This is a genomic window from Nonomuraea sp. NPDC049709 (assembly GCF_040674815.1).
Lineage (GTDB): Bacteria > Actinomycetota > Actinomycetes > Streptosporangiales > Streptosporangiaceae > Nonomuraea.
In genome coordinates this window covers 39,246-55,536 of record NZ_JBFANM010000065.1, presented here as the reverse complement: position 1 = coordinate 55,536, position 16,291 = coordinate 39,246, and the positions used below count along the sequence as shown (strand labels likewise).

19 protein-coding genes are annotated in these 16,291 nt (G+C 70.6%); 12 read left to right on the top strand and 7 right to left on the bottom strand.

The annotated features are described in order from the left end of the window. Positions 1-14: 14 nt before the first annotated feature. On the bottom strand, positions 15-758 hold the full coding sequence (locus AB0J69_RS45450) for a GntR family transcriptional regulator (protein WP_364131698.1): 744 nt from the start codon (positions 756-758) through the stop codon (positions 15-17). 110 nt (positions 759-868) lie between these two features. On the opposite strand from AB0J69_RS45450, the gene AB0J69_RS45445 reads away from it, so the two are divergent. Genes AB0J69_RS45445 through AB0J69_RS45420 form a run of 6 tightly spaced genes read left to right on the top strand, consistent with a single transcriptional unit; the run spans position 869 to position 7,131 of the window. Further along, positions 869-2,149: an MFS transporter gene (locus AB0J69_RS45445; RefSeq protein ID WP_364131695.1), complete on the top strand. Its 1,281-nt coding sequence runs from the start codon at positions 869-871 to the stop codon at positions 2,147-2,149. After that, positions 2,146-3,096: a phosphoglycerate dehydrogenase gene (locus AB0J69_RS45440; RefSeq protein ID WP_364131693.1), complete on the top strand. Its 951-nt coding sequence runs from the start codon at positions 2,146-2,148 to the stop codon at positions 3,094-3,096. Before AB0J69_RS45445 ends, AB0J69_RS45440 begins: the two co-directional genes overlap by 4 nt. 19 nt (positions 3,097-3,115) lie before the next feature. Next, positions 3,116-4,498 carry an acyclic terpene utilization AtuA family protein gene (locus tag AB0J69_RS45435; protein ID WP_364131690.1) on the top strand — a complete coding sequence of 461 codons (1,383 nt, stop codon included), beginning with the start codon at positions 3,116-3,118 and terminating at the stop codon, positions 4,496-4,498. Then, positions 4,491-4,826, top strand: coding sequence for a DUF4387 domain-containing protein (locus tag AB0J69_RS45430; protein ID WP_364131687.1), 336 nt, complete (start codon positions 4,491-4,493; stop codon positions 4,824-4,826). Before AB0J69_RS45435 ends, AB0J69_RS45430 begins: the two co-directional genes overlap by 8 nt. Then, the gene (locus tag AB0J69_RS45425; RefSeq protein ID WP_364131684.1) at positions 4,816-6,195 is read left to right on the top strand and encodes an MmgE/PrpD family protein; all 1,380 of its coding nucleotides are present in this window, start codon (positions 4,816-4,818) and stop codon (positions 6,193-6,195) included. The genes AB0J69_RS45430 and AB0J69_RS45425 overlap by 11 nt, the downstream gene beginning before the upstream one ends. 39 nt (positions 6,196-6,234) lie before the next feature. Then, positions 6,235-7,131, top strand: a complete 897-nt coding sequence (locus AB0J69_RS45420) for a hypothetical protein (protein ID WP_364131681.1) — start codon at positions 6,235-6,237, stop codon at positions 7,129-7,131. An 85-nt stretch (positions 7,132-7,216) separates the two neighbouring features. Here the strand turns inward: AB0J69_RS45420 and AB0J69_RS45415 are convergent, their stop codons facing one another. Beyond that, positions 7,217-7,954, bottom strand: coding sequence for an SDR family oxidoreductase (locus AB0J69_RS45415; protein WP_364131678.1), 738 nt, complete (start codon positions 7,952-7,954; stop codon positions 7,217-7,219). 92 nt (positions 7,955-8,046) lie between these two features. Between AB0J69_RS45415 and AB0J69_RS45410 the strand changes: the two genes are divergently transcribed. Further along, on the top strand, positions 8,047-8,910 hold the full coding sequence (locus tag AB0J69_RS45410) for a LysR family transcriptional regulator (protein WP_364131676.1): 864 nt from the start codon (positions 8,047-8,049) through the stop codon (positions 8,908-8,910). Positions 8,911-9,405: 495 nt separating this feature from the next. On the opposite strand, the gene AB0J69_RS45405 is transcribed toward AB0J69_RS45410, so the two are convergent. Then, positions 9,406-9,717, bottom strand: coding sequence for a hypothetical protein (locus tag AB0J69_RS45405; RefSeq protein ID WP_364131674.1), 312 nt, complete (start codon positions 9,715-9,717; stop codon positions 9,406-9,408). An 18-nt stretch (positions 9,718-9,735) separates the two neighbouring features. Next, positions 9,736-9,915, bottom strand: coding sequence for a hypothetical protein (locus tag AB0J69_RS45400; RefSeq protein ID WP_364131671.1), 180 nt, complete (start codon positions 9,913-9,915; stop codon positions 9,736-9,738). Between the two features lie 291 nt (positions 9,916-10,206). Here AB0J69_RS45400 and AB0J69_RS45395 point away from each other — a divergent pair, with 291 nt between their 5' ends. The 3 genes from AB0J69_RS45395 (at position 10,207) to AB0J69_RS45385 (ending at position 11,888) form a co-directional block, all read left to right on the top strand. Next, positions 10,207-10,977 carry a LuxR C-terminal-related transcriptional regulator gene (locus tag AB0J69_RS45395; RefSeq protein WP_364131669.1) on the top strand — a complete coding sequence of 257 codons (771 nt, stop codon included), beginning with the start codon at positions 10,207-10,209 and terminating at the stop codon, positions 10,975-10,977. A 115-nt stretch (positions 10,978-11,092) separates the two neighbouring features. After that, positions 11,093-11,593 carry a hypothetical protein gene (locus AB0J69_RS45390; protein WP_364131667.1) on the top strand — a complete coding sequence of 167 codons (501 nt, stop codon included), beginning with the start codon at positions 11,093-11,095 and terminating at the stop codon, positions 11,591-11,593. Next, entirely contained in the window at positions 11,565-11,888 is a 324-nt protein-coding gene (locus tag AB0J69_RS45385; protein ID WP_364131665.1) for an alpha/beta fold hydrolase, read from the top strand. Before AB0J69_RS45390 ends, AB0J69_RS45385 begins: the two co-directional genes overlap by 29 nt. Positions 11,889-12,047: 159 nt before the next feature. Here AB0J69_RS45385 and AB0J69_RS45380 read toward each other — a convergent pair whose 3' ends face one another. Together AB0J69_RS45380 and AB0J69_RS45375 are read right to left on the bottom strand one after the other, a co-directional pair. Continuing rightward, positions 12,048-12,461, bottom strand: coding sequence for a DUF6223 family protein (locus AB0J69_RS45380; protein ID WP_364131662.1), 414 nt, complete (start codon positions 12,459-12,461; stop codon positions 12,048-12,050). Positions 12,462-12,569: 108 nt separating this feature from the next. Then, positions 12,570-12,971, bottom strand: a complete 402-nt coding sequence (locus tag AB0J69_RS45375) for a DUF6223 family protein (RefSeq protein WP_364131659.1) — start codon at positions 12,969-12,971, stop codon at positions 12,570-12,572. 276 nt (positions 12,972-13,247) lie between these two features. Between AB0J69_RS45375 and AB0J69_RS45370 the strand changes: the two genes are divergently transcribed. Together AB0J69_RS45370 and AB0J69_RS45365 are read left to right on the top strand one after the other, a co-directional pair. Then, a complete protein-coding gene (locus AB0J69_RS45370; protein ID WP_364131657.1) occupies positions 13,248-14,498 on the top strand; it encodes a sensor histidine kinase in 1,251 nt (416 codons plus the stop codon). Beyond that, the gene (locus AB0J69_RS45365; protein ID WP_364131655.1) at positions 14,495-15,193 is read left to right on the top strand and encodes a response regulator transcription factor; all 699 of its coding nucleotides are present in this window, start codon (positions 14,495-14,497) and stop codon (positions 15,191-15,193) included. The genes AB0J69_RS45370 and AB0J69_RS45365 overlap by 4 nt, the downstream gene beginning before the upstream one ends. A 78-nt stretch (positions 15,194-15,271) precedes the next feature. Here AB0J69_RS45365 and AB0J69_RS45360 read toward each other — a convergent pair whose 3' ends face one another. Beyond that, complete coding sequence (locus AB0J69_RS45360) at positions 15,272-16,156, bottom strand: fructosamine kinase family protein (protein WP_364131652.1); 885 nt, start codon at positions 16,154-16,156, stop codon at positions 15,272-15,274. Positions 16,157-16,291: the final 135 nt, after the last annotated feature.

Below are 16,291 nucleotides of genomic sequence, written 5' to 3'. Positions count from 1 at the left end.
CCAGGCATGGTCCTTCAGAAGCGGGCGGCGGAAGCCGCCGCCGGTGTCGTGGGTGCGGCGAGCAGGTCCCCGAGCCCGCCACGGGCGTCCTCGATCACGAGCGCCTCGGCCGCCGCCGAGTCACGTGCCCGCAACGCCCGGACGAGCGCCCGATGGCTCGTGTAGCGGTGCAGGCCGAACTCGGCGTCGTGGCTGATCCGCTCGATCAGCCTGGCCCGGCGCTCCGGCCACGAGAACACCCGGGTCTGGTCGAGCAGCCGCACGAGGACCGGGTTGCCGGCGCAGGATTCGACGACCTCGTTGAAGCGCTGCATGGCGTCGAGCAGCCGGCCGAGGTGCCGCGACAGCTCCTGCCCGGCCTTCTGGCGCTGCTTGATGAGGATCAGCAGGTCGTCGGCTTCGTCGAGGATGGCGTCGAGCTGGTCCAGCTGCTCCAGGGATGCGTGCCGGGCGGCGAAGCGGGCCACCATCCCGCGCAGGGCCACCTCGACCTCGGCGAGGTCCTGTATCGCGACGTCGCCGAACGTGGCCACCTGCACCGTCCGCGGTCCCGTTCGTTCGAGCAGGCCGTCCTGCTCCAGGCGCCGGATGGCCTCGCGCACCGGAGTCGGGCTGACCGACAACCGCTCGGCGAGCCCCCGTTCGGTGACCTTCTGGCCGGGACGTAGCTCCCCGATCGTGATCGCGTCGCGGATGGCGCGGTACGCGCGGTCGGCCAGGGTGCCGGCCGTCAGGCCCTTCAACGTCTCATCCGCCATGCGATCAGTCTAACTGCCATGGCAAAGCTCGTTTGAGACTATTGACCGTCTTGCTATAGCAACCGTAGCGTTGTGCTCGCCACAACGGCGAAGTGAAGGGAAGGTGTCCAATGTCCACGACGATGAGCGGGCAGCCCACGCGAGCGGGACGCATCACCTTCCTCGTCTCCCTGGCGGTCTTCGCGCAGGAGTCGACGTGGAACCTCTACGACTCGCAGGTGCCGCCGCTGCTCCGCGAGCACATCGGCAGTGCCGCGCTCATCGGCCTGCTCATGGGGATGGACAACCTGCTCGGCATCTTCATCCAGCCGTGGATGGGCAACCGGTCGGACAACACCCGCACCTCGTGGGGAAGACGTATCCCGTACCTCGTCGTCGGGATGCCGCTGGCGGCGCTGCTGTTCCTCGTCATCCCGCACGCCGCGGCCTCGTTACCGCTGCTGATCCTGGTGATGTTCGCCTACGCGCTGGTCGCGAACTCGTTCAAGCCCATCGCCGAGTCCCTGCTCCCGGACTTCATCCCGCCGCAGCGCCGGAGCCGGGCCAACGCGGCGGTCAAGATCGCGTCGAGCCTCACGGTGATGGTCGCGGCGCTGATCAGCATCTTCCTGATCGACGACTTCCCGAATTTGTCGTTCGCGATTCCCGCGGTCCTGATGGTGGCGTCCGTGGCCCTGCTCGCCGCGAAGCTGCGGGACAGCCGGTCCCCGGCCTACCGGACGGCGCTCGAGGAGGACCGCGAGCGGCAGGGTACGGCGGCGGCGAACGTGCGGGTGCGGGTGCGGGACGTCGTGCTCGACATCGTGCGGGATCCGAACCGCAGCAGGTTGCTGCTCATCGTGGCCATCCTCCTCTTCGGCGGTGCGTGGGCCGCCTCCCGGGCACTCATGACGCCGTACGGCATGGAGGTGCTGGACCTGTCCCGCGGCGAAGCGGGCGGGCTGACCCTGCCCAGCGGGGTGGCCTTCATCGTGGCGGCCTACCCGGTGGCGATGCTCGCGGAGCGCTTCGGCCGGCTGCGCGTGATGATGGCCGGGATGGCGGTGTTCGCGGCCGGCCTGGTGCTCGGCACCGTGGTGCAGACGCCCACCGGCGCGGTGGTCGGTCTGTGCGTCGCGGCAGCGGGTGCGTCCTCGTTCCTGGTCAACGCGGTCGTCGTCCTGTGGAACCTCGCACCGTCCGACGGAGTGGTCGGGACCTATACCGGTCTCTACACCGTCGGATGGGTGGGTGGCGGCTTCCTCGGGCCGGCGGTGGTCGGCGGCATGGTCGACCTGACGAGCTGGTCCCTGCTGCTGATCCACGTCGCCATCATCGCGGTCGTCGCCGTGCTGACGGTCGCGCGCGTCAGCGCCCTGCAACGACGCTCTGCCTCCGGACGTGTGCTGTGACGGCGACCCGCGTGCTGATCACCACGGACTACCTCCGCCCCGGCGACGAGGTCGACGAGTTCCTGAGACTCTCCGGCCTGGAGACCGTGCACCTGCCCATGGTCGGCCGGCGCGACCCCGAACAGCTCGTGGCGGCGCTCGCCGGGATCGACGCCGCGCTGGTGGCCAACGAACCGCTCACGGCCGACGTCCTCGCCCGCGCGCCGAGGCTGAGGGTCATCGTGCGGACAGGCGTGGGCTACGACTCGGTCGACGTCGCCGCCGCGGCCCAGCTGGGGATCAGCGTGAGCAACCTGCCCGGCATCAACGCCAACGCCGTCGCCGAGTACACCATGGGTCTGTTGCTCGCGGGCGCCCGACGCCTCGTGCAGTCCGCGCACGGTGTGGCCCAGGGGGCCTGGCCGCGCGAGGACGGACGTGAACTGCGCGGGTCGACCCTCGGACTCATCGGCTACGGCGCGTCGGCGCGGGCGGTGGTGCCGCTGGCTCGCGCCTTCGGCATGAACGTGGTCTGCTCCACCGGCGTGCCGGCGCGGCTGCGCAGCGATCCCTCGGTCGGGTTCGTCGACCTGCCCGAGCTGCTGGCCACCGCCGACTACGTCTCGGTGCACACCTCGCTCACCGAACGGACCCGAGGCCTGCTCGGCGAGTCGGCGTTCAAGCGGATGAAGCCGACCGCGCTGCTGGTCAACACCGCGCGTGGTCCCATCGTCGACGAGGACGCGCTCGTCGCGGCCGTACGGGCGGGACAGATCGCGGGCGCCGCGCTCGACGTCGTGAGCGAGGAGCCGCTTCCGCCCGGCAGCCCGCTGCGCGGCGTCGACGGCATCGTCGTCTACTCCCACATGGCCGGGCAGACCGCCGAAGCACGAGCCGCCGCGGGGCTCAGAGGGGCCGAGGAACTCGTGGCGGCGCTCGAAGGCCGCGCACAGTTCCCGGTGAACTGACACCGAGAGAAAGAGGGACATGGACAGCGAACCCGTCAAGCCGGTCCGGGTCCTGTCGCCGAGCGGCATGCTCGGCGCGGGCTGGGACCACGCGACGATCGAGCGCGGCATCGCGCTGGGTGCCGACGTCATCAGCATCGACGCCGGGTCGACGGACTCCGGCCCCTACTACCTCGGCTCCGCGACCCCCAAGACGACGGCCAAGGCGGTGGCACGCGACCTGCGCAGCCTGCTGACGGCCGCGGCCGGCGCGGGCATACCCGTGATCGTGGGCTCCTGCGGTACGAGCGGGACCGACAGCGGCGTCGACTGGGTCGCCGGGATCGCCGCCGAGGTGATGGCGCAGGAGGGCCTGGACCTGAAGGTCGCCCGGATCTACAGCGAGCAGAACGCGACCGTGTTGAAGGAGCACCTCGACGCGGGCCGGATCCACCCGCTGCCCCCGTTGGGACAGCTGCGGGCCGAGACCCTCGAGAGCTGCACCCACATCGTCGGCGCGATGGGCCACGAACCGATCGTCGAAGCGCTCCGGGCCGGTGCCCAGGTCGTGCTCGCCGGCCGTGCCACCGACACGGCGGTGGCCGCCGCCTACCCGCTCATGAAGGGGCTGCCCGCCGGGCCGACGTGGCACGCCGCCAAGATCGTCGAATGCGGCGGTCAGTGCACCGGCAACCCGCGCGCGGGCGGCGTCCTCGCCACCATCGACGCCGACGGCTTCACCATCGAACCGCTCGACCCCGCGGTGTCGTGCACGCCGATCTCGGTGGCCGCCCACATGCTCTACGAGACCGCGAACCCGTTCGAGATGCGCGAGCCCGACGGCACCCTCGACGTCCGTGACGCGCGCTACACCGCGGTCGACGACCGGATCGTCCGCGTCGAGGGGTCGAGGTTCCACGTCGCCGACCAGTACACGATCAAGCTGGAGGGCGCCCGGATCACCGGCTACGAGACCATGTCGTTCACCGCGATCCGGGACCCCCTCATCCTCGCCGACATCGACGCCTGGGCGGACCTGATGAGTACGATGATCAAGCGGCGGGTGGGCCAGACGCTGGAGCTGGCGGACGACGAGTACGCCTTCGACCTGCGCCTCTACGGCCACAACGCGGTGCTGGGCGACCTCGAGCCCGAGACCGGGCCGCCGCGGGAGGTGGGCGTGATGCTGCTGGTCAACGCGCCCGACCAGGCGACGGCCACGGCGATCGCCAAGGTCGCCAACCCGCTGATGCTGCACCTGCCGACGCCGGCGATGGACTACCTGCCGAGCCTGGCGTTCGCGTCCTCGCCCGCCGAGGTCGAGCGCGGCGCGGCGTACGAGTTCGTGCTGAACCATGTCGTCGACTGCGCCGACCCGACCAGCCTGTTCCGCATCGAGATGGGAGAGAACGCCGATGTCTGAGACCACCCTGGCGGACCTCGCCCACGAGGTCCGGTCGAAGAACGCGGGCCCGTTCTGGGTCACCATGGAGCTCTTCCTGCGTGACGCCGACGGCTACCGGATCGCCGCGGACGAGTCCTTCCTGAACGAGCGCGTGATCGCCGAGCTCTACCGGGTCGAGGAGAGCACGGTCCAGATGTTCCGGATCCCGTCGCTGAACGTCGTGAAGATCTCCTTCCCACGTCCCATCAGCCAGGGATCGCTCCGGGACCGCGACATGCACGCCGGCCAGCACCACGTCCCTCTCGCGCGCATGGCGATCAGGCGGCCGGCCGACCATGATCGCTGACGACCTCGGCACCTGGGCGGCCGCGCTGCGTTTCGACGACGTCAGCGAGCACGCGGTCCACACGGTCCGGCAACGCCTGGTCGACACCCTCGGCTGCGGGCTCGGCGCGTTCGACGCCGAGCCCAGCCGGGCGGGGCGACGCCTCGCACGCGCCCTTCCCCCGGGCCCGTCGACGATACTGGGCACGAGGAACACCGCCACCGCGGACGTCGCCACGTTCGTCAACGGGACGATGGTGCGTTACCTGGACTTCAACGACGGCTACCTCGGGCTCGAACCCGGACATCCCAGCGACAACATCGCGGCATGCCTGGCGGTCGCCGAGGCCGAAGGGCGCTCCGGCCGGGACCTCGTCACAGCCATCGCGCTCGCCTACGAGGTACAGGTCCGGTTGCAGGACGCCGCGAACCTCTACCGCCGTGGCTGGGACCACGTGAACTACGTGCTCGTGTCCGCCGCCCTCGCCGCGGGCAAGCTCATGGGCCTGGAGGCCCGGCAGCTCACCCAGGCGGTCAACATCGCCCTGAACGGGCACATCGCGATGCGCCAGGTCCGGGCAGGCGAACTGTCGTCGTGGAAGGGTTCCTCCGCGCCGAACGCCGCCAGGAACGGTGTCTTCTCCGCCTGGCTGGCCAGGGAGGGGTTCACCGGCCCCGCGCCGATCTTCGAGGGCGAGATGGGGTTCATGCGGCAGGTGAGCGATTCCTTCGTGCTGGAGCCCCTCGCGTTCCCCCGCACCTCCGGCAGCACGTACGCCGTGTCCCGGACGCTCACCAAACTGCTGCCGACCAACGGTGAGATGCAGACAGCGGTGTGGGCGGCGCTCGACCTGCGCGAGAAGATCGCCGACCTCGGCGAGATCGACCGCATCGTCGTCGACACCACGCACATCGGCTGGACGATCCTGGGCAGGGACCCGGAGAAGTGGCGCCCCACCACGCGCGAGACCGCCGACCACAGCCTCCCGTACACGGTGGCCCGCGTGCTCGTCGACGGGGAGCTGACGGCGTCCTCGTACGAACCGGACGCGCTCACCGACCCCGCCGTCGCGGCGTTGATGGCCCGCGTCGAGGTTCGCGAGGACCCGGTTCTCACGGCGATGCTGCCGACCCGCATCCCCAACCGGGTCACCGTCCGCCTCAGCTCCGGCGAAGAGCTCGTCCGCGAGGTCCACGACGCCCCCGGCGGCCACCGGACGCCGATGACCGACGAGCAGTTCGAGAAGAAGTTCGTGGCTCTTGTGGAACCGCTGACGACGGCAGCGCGGTGCGGCCGGATGCTCGACGAGATCTGGAACGTCGACGTGGCGCCGACCGTCACCACCCTCATGCGGGCCCTGGTCGTGGACGACCAGGGCGATGGCGGATGAACCCGCCCGCTCTTGCCTCGACCTGAGAAGGGAGCTCTCGTGATCCGTCTCGCGGACCTGCCCGCCGCACACCCCGGCCGCCGGCTGCTGACCGGCCGCACCCCGTTCTTCGCCGCGCCGGCCGAACCGCGCTGCAGCTACTGCGCCTATGTCCCCAGGACCTGGACGCCCGATGCCCGGATGCCGGTGCTGGTGGCCGTGCACGGCACCGGGCGCAACGTCGGCGCGCTGCGGGAGGGACTCATCCCCTTTGCCGACCGGCACGATCTCATCGTCGTGACACCACTGTTCCCGGCCGGCATCGACGATCCGGACGACGTGCACAACTACAAGACCGTCGACGCCCACGGCATCCGGTTCGACCTGGTGCTGCTCGATGTCCTGGAGCAGGTCCGGGTCCGGTGGAACGCGCGGGTGGACACGGTGATGCTGTGCGGGCACTCCGGCGGTGGCCAGTTCGCCCACCGGTTCCTCTACCTCCACCCGGAGCGGCTCGCCGCCGTCGCGGTGAGCGCGCCGGGCAGCGTGACCCTGCTCGACCACTCGCTCACCTGGCCGGCCGGCATCGGCGACACCCAGGAGCGATTCGGGATCCCGGTCGACCCCGCCGCGGTCGCCCGGGTGCCAGTGCTGCTGGTCATCGGCGGTGACGACGACGGGCGGGCCGACCTGGCCGCCATGGGCCTCCCCGGCCGCAGCCGGCCGGAGGAGCTCGACCGCCTGGCCGGGAGCCTGGCACGGCACCGGACGACCGTCCGGAAGGTCGAGGTCCCGAGGGTGGGCCACGATGCCGCGGGGACGCAACCACCGATCATCGACTTCTTCGACGACCTGCTCACCGGCCGCGCCGAATCCGGGGTGCGGTCGGAAACCTGTTCGCCCAGGCGCGACACGCCGCCGGCACAACAGCGCACCCCGGCCCCCCGCGAGCGGTGAACTCGAAGACGGGCCCGGCCGCGGTGACGGCGCTGAAGGCGGAGCTGCCGCCGTTTGTGCCCATCGTGTCGCCTCAGGTTCGGGGTCACCAGGGGATGACGCCGTCGTCCTCGAAGAACGAACCGGTCGGGCCGCCGTCGGGCAGCGTGGCGAGCCGGATCGCCGTGGCTGCGCCCTGTTCGGGAGTACGGGGTCCTTGGAAGCCGGTGAAGTCGGTCGCGACCAGGCCCGGGCAGGCGGCGTTGATCAGGATGTCGGTATCGGCGAGCTGCCGGGCGTACTGCACGGTGACGGCGTTGAGGAACGACTTCGACGGCGCATAGGCCGCCATGACGGGGCCGATCTCGATGTCCGGGTCCGCCTGCCGGGTCAGGGAGGCGACGCCACTGGAGACGTTGACGATGCGTGGCGAGGCCGAGCGCCGCAGCAGCGGCAGCATCGCGTTGGTCACCCGGATGACACCGATGACGTTGGTCTCCACGACCGTGCGGACCACGTCGAGGTCGAGCGTGGTCGGGTCCTGCACCCACCCCGGACCCACCTCTCCTGAGATGCCGGCGTTGTTGACCAGGACGTCCAGGCGCCCGGCCTGCCGTTCGATCAGTGCCGCGGCCTCGGTGACGCTTCGGGCGCTGGTCACGTCCAGCGGCACCCCGAATGCGTTCACCCCGCCGGCGCGCAACTTCTCGACGGCGGTCTCGAGCCGGGCCTCGTCGCGGGCTCCCACGCCCACGCGGTATCCGAGGGCGCCCAGCCCGGTCGCGATTGCGTACCCAATTCCCTTGTTCGCGCCGGTCACCAGCGCGATCCTCGTTTCGCTCATGCCGTTGATGTTCGCTGGCGGACGAGCGGTGCATCCAACACCGATGCGGTGCCCTGTCATACCCGGTAGGTATCACTGAGTATGCTGTGGCCGTGGACACCTTGGAGACCCGCGAGCTGAGGTACTTCATGGCCGTCGCCGAGGAGCTGCACTTCGGCCGCGCCGCCGAGCGCCTCGGCATGGCCCAACCACCGCTGTCCCGGGCGATCCAGCAGCTCGAGCGGCGCCTCGGCGTCTCCCTGCTCGAACGTAACCGCCGCGGCGTCTCCCTGACCGGCGCCGGGGAGGTGCTGCTGCACGAGGGCCGGGCAGCCCTCGACGCGACCACCGCTGCCGTTCGCCGCACCCGTCGCGCCGGTGGCGCTGACAGTCCGGGCGGCCCCCGCCATCGCCTGGTGCTGGCGGTGAAGGCCGCCGGGTCTCACGAGCTGCTACAGAAGCTGCTCGACGCCTACGCGGCCGAGCCCGACGCCGCCGAGATCGAGGTGCTGCCGTGCGGCATCTGTGAGCAGGAAGAGCTGCTGCGCGACGGCCGCGCCGATGTGGCTCTCATGCACGCGCCGTACAACTCCCTCGCCGGGTTCGACAGCGAGGAACTGCAGACCGAGGGACAGATCGCCATCCTGCCCGCCCGGCACCCCCTCGCCGCGCGCAGGACGTTGTCCCTGGCCGACGTCAGCGACATCCCCGATCTTCCGCTCGCCCGCTGGCCCCACCACGGCACGTACCCACCCGGCCCGGGCCCCGAGGTCCACGACCAGACGCAACTGGCCCAGCTGATCGCCCTCGGACGCACCGTGGCCGTCCTCCCCGACTCCGCCCGCGCCTGGCTGTGGGCCGAGCACACCGCCGTCCCCTTGACCGACGCACCCCCCGTCGTCACCCACATCGCCTGGCCCGCGCACAGCCGCTCCCTCGTCCTCGCCGGACTGATCCGCACGGCCACACAGCTATGACCCTCTCTTGCCGTTCATGCTGGAACGCACCTCTAAGAGCCGTCTCTTGGATCCGGTGCGGAGCCAGATCACCACGGTGGCCAGGGTGAAGGTGCCAAGAAAGCTGTAGGGCGGCAGAGCACCCCGGGTTTCCGCGGTGCACTGGTCGAAGCCGGGCCGCCGTTGGCGGCGTCGTTGCCTCCCAGGACTCTTCCTTTCCGCGGCGGCCGTGCTGTCTGCCATGTCGGCCGTTCCGATATTCCTGTGGGAGGGGTCACTCGGCCTCTGGCTGGTCGTCAAGGGGTTCAAGCCCTCCCCCTCACTGCCGCGATGGTCGCGCCCGGCACGCCCTGACCCGCGAACCACCGCGTGGAAGACACCCGACGGGCGCTGGGCGGTTCAGGCCGGGTTCGGTGGTGTACGGCTCGAACTTGAAGGTTCTGTCCTCTGGTGGATCATCCACCAGAGGACAGACTGATGGGGTTCCAGCCCGCACCGGCGGGCCAGACACGTGAATTACAGGTCGCGCGGCGAGACGGTCGGGTAGATCTTCTTGACCCTGCAGGACGTGGGAGTGTGCGGCGGCTGCCACGACACCTGGCACACCTTCAGCCGGACTTCGTCGACGTTGTACCGGGTGAGCATGATGGGCCGGACCGTGTTGTATCCGCAGTGCTTGTACTCCGTCCAGCGCCAGTCGCCACCGACGTAGTGGTAGCGGAACCTGATGTAGGCGCACTTGCCACCCTCGCTCAGATCCCGAGGGTCCTTGTCGTAAAGCCGGCCGGTGATGCGTACGCGGTTCTTGCCCGGCGCGGTGTTGGTCACCCTGATGTGTCCCTTGGCTCAGGCCCGTCTGTTGGCGGACTTGTAGTACCCGGATGTGGTCGGCCAGTCCTTGTCGTAGGGAGCTATCAGCAGGATCGGCGGCGGCGGATCGGGGGCCGTCACCGCAGCCGTACCTCCGGTGACGGCGGAGCTCGCCGACATCGCCGTGATCAGCAGTGCCTTGATGTAACCGCGCATGACTTTGCCTCTTCCGTGATGGATGTGTTGCCGGTGAACGGGCAGCCACCGCCGGCCGCGATAGCGGTCTATGCACAGGTGGCAGCCCGGATGCGAGGGCTCGGCACCGCAGGGCGAAACCTGCGAGGGCAAGAACTGCGGTGCGAACCCTGGCCGTGGATCCGGGCCCGGAAACTTCGGTGACAAGGCCAAGCGTGCCCGCTGTGGCAGCGCGGGGATATTCGCCTTCCGGCGTATCTCTGAGCTGCCCATCGGCGTAGCGTCAGGTGCAGTCGAACCAGGAGATGGGCGATGCCTGACTTCCTCGCGGCCAAGGACCTGCGTGCGCTGATGGCCGTCGTCGAAGACGGCAAGCAGGACAAGCCCACCGCAGCGATGCCCTGGGCCGTCCTGGAAGGACTCGGCAAGCTCATCGCCTGCGACTTCGTGTCCTTCTTCGACTTCGACATGGCAGGTCGACGAAAGGTCGCCACCCAGGAGGCGACCGCGGGCGAGCGCGAATTGTGGACGGACTTCGAGGACGACCAGTACTTCGACGAGGGCCCTGATTTCCTGCCCACGGTCTACTTCACCCGCACCGGCGATCTGAGCAGGGTGATCGGCTGGTCAGGCTTCTTCACCCGAAGAGAGCTGCGCAACCACCCGTTCTTCGCCGAGCAGTTCGCGCCCGAAGGACGCCAGCACGCCATGATGACGGGCTTGACCGACATGCCCGACCACGCACGCCGGATCGCCTTCTGGCGCGACAGCGGGCGCGACTTCAGCCCCCGCGACCGTCTCATCCTGCAGGTGCTTCGCCCCCACCTGTACGAGGTCTACCTCGATGCCCAACGACGCAGAAACGCCGTCCCCCGCCTGACCCGGCGCGAGCAGGAAGTGCTGCGACTGGCCGCTCAGGGGCGCAGCAACGCCGAAATCGCCCGGCTGCTCTTCATCACCGTCTCCACCGTGCGCAAACACCTCGAACACATCTATGACCGCACCGGCGCACGCAGCCGCACCGCTGCCGCCGCCCTGGTGATGCCTCACCTCCACACGCCGACGATCACGTCGAGGACCTGAAACCCTCCTTCGCCAGGTGCTGAAAAGCCGGATCGAATCGGCCGCCGAGATGCCGTCTAGGAATCTGCATCAAGCGCTTGATGCCAAATGACAAGTACTTGCTATCGTCCGTCAAGTGAACCACGCAAGTACGGTAGAACACGTCGAACTCTCCGGGGAACTCCTCCGGCTGATCGAAACCCGGGTCGTCGACCCGTTGGAGATTCTTCTCGAGTCGGATGATCAGGTCCGGCCGATACGGGAACGGCTGCGCATCGAGGCCGAGGTGTGGGCGGCACAGCTGCTCGGCCCGGACGACGCCCTCGCGGTCCGTGCGTCGGCGCGCCTGATCGCGGCGGCCTTCCCCGGCGACGGGCCGTTCGACCCGCCGGAAGCGTGGTGGCGTTCGGCCTTCGGGCAGGCCGTCGCCCGCCGCGTGGGCCACCCGGGGGCGGTCGCCGTGTCGTACGCCACGGCCGCGGCCATGCTCGGCATCACCCGCCAGGGAGTTCACGACCTCGTCAAGCGCGCCAAGCTCGAACGCCATCCCGACGGCGGGGTGACCACCGAGTCCGTACGCGCCCGGCTCAACCAACCGAAGGAGCAGCGTGCCCCCGCAGGGCATCACCCTCGCTGACCACGTCATCCCGCTCGCGGCCCGCGACCACGGTGGCGCCGGCTCCGCCGTACTGCTCCTGCATGGGCTGGGCGGGGCGCTCGAGGCGCGGGACACCCTCGCACCGCTCCTGGCGCGGAGGCACCAGGTCGTCACCGTCGACCTGTGCGGCCACGGCCTGTCCAGGACGGCCCCTGGGGGGTGGGACGAGGTTCTCGGCGACATCGAGGTGGCCGACCGGGACCCGGCGGGCATGGACGGCCGCGAGCTCATGGCGGTGTCCCGCCGAGGGGTAGGTGCGACCTCGCCGAGCTGACCGTCCGGTTCCTCGCGGGCCCCGCGAAAGGATGAGCAAGCGCAGGCCGGCCCGGCTACCGCTTGAGCGGCTTGTCCGGTGCCGACAGGAATCCTGTGATCAGGACGTCGAGTTGCGCGCCGATGGCTTCTGGAATCGCCGGCCTTCGGCCTCCTGGCGTCAGGCGGTGCGGCGGGAGCGGGCCAGAGCCAGCGCACCGGCGACCATGGCGATCGGCCCGACCACCAGGTCCACGTAGCCCCCGACTATCCCGTAGCCGGTGCCGGGACCGCCCTCGGCGGCGGCCACGACCAGCCCGCCGATGACCGTGCAGGCCAGCCCCGCCGCCAGGGCCACGACGGCTCCCCTGCTCCCGCGGTTGCCGATTCGACCGGCGGAGCGGGCCAGAGCCAGACCGCCGACGACGACGCCGGCCAGCCCCAGCAGCGCGGCCACCGCGGACCAGAGACGCCCGGCGGTCAAGGCGTAAGCACCGACAGGCTGGGCCACAACGTGCGCGGCTGCCGGTGTGGCGAGCCCCACGATGGCGAGCACGGCGGCTGCGGCCGTGGCCGGCAAGTGACGGACGGACATGAGGATCCCTTCTGTAGAGCTGTCTGCCTGTACGTACACACGTACAGATCACGAGAGGTTCGAGGTGTACGGTCACCAGGGCCTCGATCGCGCTTGGATTCGCCGCGGTCAGCCGCTCCGCGCGGTGCGGCGGGAGCGAGCCAGGGCCAGCCCGGCGAGAACCGCACCGACCAGCCCGAGCATCAGGGCCAAGGCTGCCCCGAAGACTCCGTTGCCGGTGCCGAGACCGCCGTCGGCGACGGCCAGTTTCACCGCGCCGTTGAGCCCGCCGGTCAGCGCCACCACCAGGGCCACGATGGCTCCCCTCCGCCCGCCGTCGCCCACCCGACGGACGGAGCGCAGCGCCAGCCAGCCGATGACCACGCCGCCCAGCGCCACCAGTGCGGCCACGCTGGCCCAGATTCGCTCAGGGGTTCCGAGGAAGGTGTCGACACCCTGGCCCGCGCATTCTGCCGCCGACGTACACACGGGCGAGGCCGCCTGTGCGGCAAACCCAAACAGGACGGACATGGAGGTGCCTTTCTGTCGAATGACGGGCGCCGGCAGCGTGTGCAGCGCGGTGACTCGGCCGATGCCGGTCGAGGTGCCGGTGACGAGCGCGAGCGCCTGGGAGGGGTTTCACGGAATCGATCGTCGCGCCGTCGAGGCGGCCGCGGCCTCCGGCAGCGGACGGCAGCTTCTACGCAGTTCTGCGTAGACGGCTCGGGCCTCGGGTACGCCCGTCGTCGTAGGCGGCCGCGCGTCCGGGCGGAGTGTTCTCGCGGGCGGCGACCGTAGGATCGCGGCATGGAACACCGCGTGGTGTCGTTGCGCCTGCCCGCGCCGGCGCAGGACCTGTTGCTCGCGCTCTTCATCACCGTGATGCAGGTTCAGGGGACGATAGTCCGCAATGCCGGCGAGGTGGTGCAGCGTCCCCTTACCGACCTCGGAAACCTGGGATATGTCCTGCTGATCGTGAGTGGCGTGGTCGTCGTCGCCCGCCGCCGGTGGCCGGTGCCGGTGTTCGTCATCACCGCGCTCGCCAGCCTGGTGTACTACGGCTTCGACTTCCCGGACGGGCCCGGTTGGCTCGGGCTCTTCGTCGCCCTGTACGCCCTCGCCGCCTACGGTGACGGGCGCCGGTCGCTGGTGATCGCCGGCGTGGGCACCACGGTGCTCGCCATCGCCTGGCTGGTCGCCGCGGCCGACATCGAGCCACGCGCCGCCATCGGCTGGGTGTTCTTCCGGATCGGCGCGTCGGTCATGAGCGCGGCCCTCGGCGAGTCCGTGCGGTCCCGGCAGGTCATCGCGGCCGAAGCGCAGGAGCGCGCCGCGCTGGCCGAACGGACTCGCGAGGAGGAAGCGCGGGCGCGGGTGGACGCCGAACGGCTCCGGATCGCGCGCGAGGTCCACGACACCGTCGCGCACGCCATAGCGATCATCAACGTCCAGTCCGGCGTCACCGCGCACGTGCTCGACAAGCGGCCCGACGTGGCACGCGAGGCGCTGCGCGCCATCGAGCAGACCAGCTCCCGGGCGCTGCAGGAGATGCGGGCCATCCTCGGGGTACTCCGTGACGACGACGGTGACGGCGGGCGCGTGCCGTACCCGGGGCTGGGGCAGATCGACGAACTGGCCGCCAAGGCACGCGAGGCGGGACTCGACGTCCAGCTCGAGGAGACCCCGCCCGCGACCCCGCTGCCGAGCGCGGTGGGAAGTGCCGCGTACCGGATTGTTCAGGAATCGATCACCAACGTGGTCCGCCACGTCGGCCCGACTCGGGTGACGGTCGCGCTCAACCCCGGACTCGAGGCCTTGGAGATCCGCGTGACCGATGAGGGCCGCCGTGCCGCCCCAGGTCATGGCCCCGCGGACCCGCACCTACCGCCCCCGCATCCGGCCGGCGCCGGCGGCTCGGCCAAGCCCGGCCGCGGCATCCTCGGAATGCGCGAGCGCTGTCAACTGCTGGGCGGAGAGCTCGACGCCCGGCCGCTTGCGGGTGGCGGGTTCGAGGTCAAGGCACGACTGCCCCTCGCGCCGACCGGGGTGCGCCTGTGAACGCGGCGGTCGCGTCACCGCTGACCAACGCTCCGATCAAGGTGCTGGTCGCGGACGATGAGCGTCTCGTGCGTTCCGGGTTCAAGGTCCTGCTCGACCTCGAGGACGACATCACGGTGGTGGGAGAAGCCACCAACGGCGCCGAAGCCGTCGAGCGGGCCCGCGCCACCCGCCCCGACGTCGTCCTCATGGACATCCGCATGCCCAAGCTGGACGGCATCCAAGCCACCGCCCAGATCGCCGAGACGCGCGGGTTGGAGCAGGTCCGAGTCCTCATCCTCACCACCTACGACACCGACGAGTACGTCTTCGACGCCTTGCAGGCCGGTGCCAGCGGCTTCCTGCTCAAAGACGCCGGGCCGGCCGAGCTCCTGCAGGCCATCCGGGTGATCGCCGCCGGAGACGCGCTGCTCGCGCCGCGGATCACCCGACGCCTCATCGGCCAGTTCACCGCGCGACGAACAGCCGCCCGGGACGCGGAGGACCGGCTCGCGGTGCTGACCGAGCGCGAGCGCGAAGTGCTGGCCCTGGTGGGACAGGGCCTGAGCAACCACGAGATCGGTGCCGAGTTGTTCCTCAGCCCGGCCACCGCCCGCACCCATGTCAGCCGGGCGATGACGAAACTGGGTGCGCGCGACCGTGCGCAACTGGTCGTCATCGCTTACCGAACAGGACTGGTCAGCCCTGCGACGTGAGGCACGGGCCGCTTCGGGCTCCCACGACGGCTGGTGGGCTCATCAGCGACTACCTGCGGGCCGGCTTCTGAGCTGAGCTCAGGGCCGCTGCCGGAACGGGGCGAGCGTGGCGCGTACGAGGTCGGCGGCGCCCCAGTCGGGGTCGAACTGGGCGATCACGGCCAGGTGCTGGCGGAGCTGGAGGATCGGCATCCGTTCGCGCCAGTCGCGGTCGAGCCCGGTCAGCTCGGCGTACAGCTCGAAGAACACATGCGCCTCGGGCGGCGGCGCCGTCGTCCACAGGTGGGCCAGGTCGACCTCGGCCCACGTGTACGACACGGCCGGGTCGATCAGCACGGGCCGCCCGTCGGAGGCGGCCATGACGTTCAGCGCCCACAGGTCGCCGTGCGTCAGGCACGCGGGCCTGACCGGCAGCAGCTCGGGCAACCGGTCGCACAGCCGCTCCAGCGCCGCCCGGTCCGCGGCGTCGAGCGCCTCCTGGACGCGACGCTCGCCGAGCCAGCGCAGCAGACGGTGCTGGGCGAAGAACTCGAACCCGTCGTCATCCCAGGTGTTGACCTGCCGCCGACGGCCCAGCCAGTTGTCCCGGTGCCACCCGAATCGGGGGTGCCGCGTGGTGGTGTGCAGGTGGGCGAGCGCATGCGCGAACTGCTCCCAGAACGCCTCGGTGCCCGGCCGGGACTGCAGCACGGACAGCACGAGCAGGTCGCGGTCCGCCAGGATGATCTCGGGCGTGGCGACGCCGCCCGCCTCGCGCAGCACGGTGAGCCCTTCGGCCTCCGCGGCGAAGGCGTCGTCCGACGGCGGCTCGCCGAACGCCTTGACGAACACCGACGTGCCGTCACCGCGGCGCGCGAGCCCCGCGGTCGCGGCGAGGCCTCCGGTGGCCGGTTCGACCGCGACGACGTCGGTCAGGCCGGCCGCGTGCAGGCGTTCGAGCAGGAAGGACGTCCCGTCTGTCACGGGGGGTGCTCCTCTCTGCTGGTCACGCATCATGGCAATCAGGGACGAGCCCGCGGCGGCTCGGTCATTGAGCCTAGCCGGACCGCGCACCCTCAACGCCGCCCGGTCGGCCGCCTGTCCCGAGGTGCTCGGTGG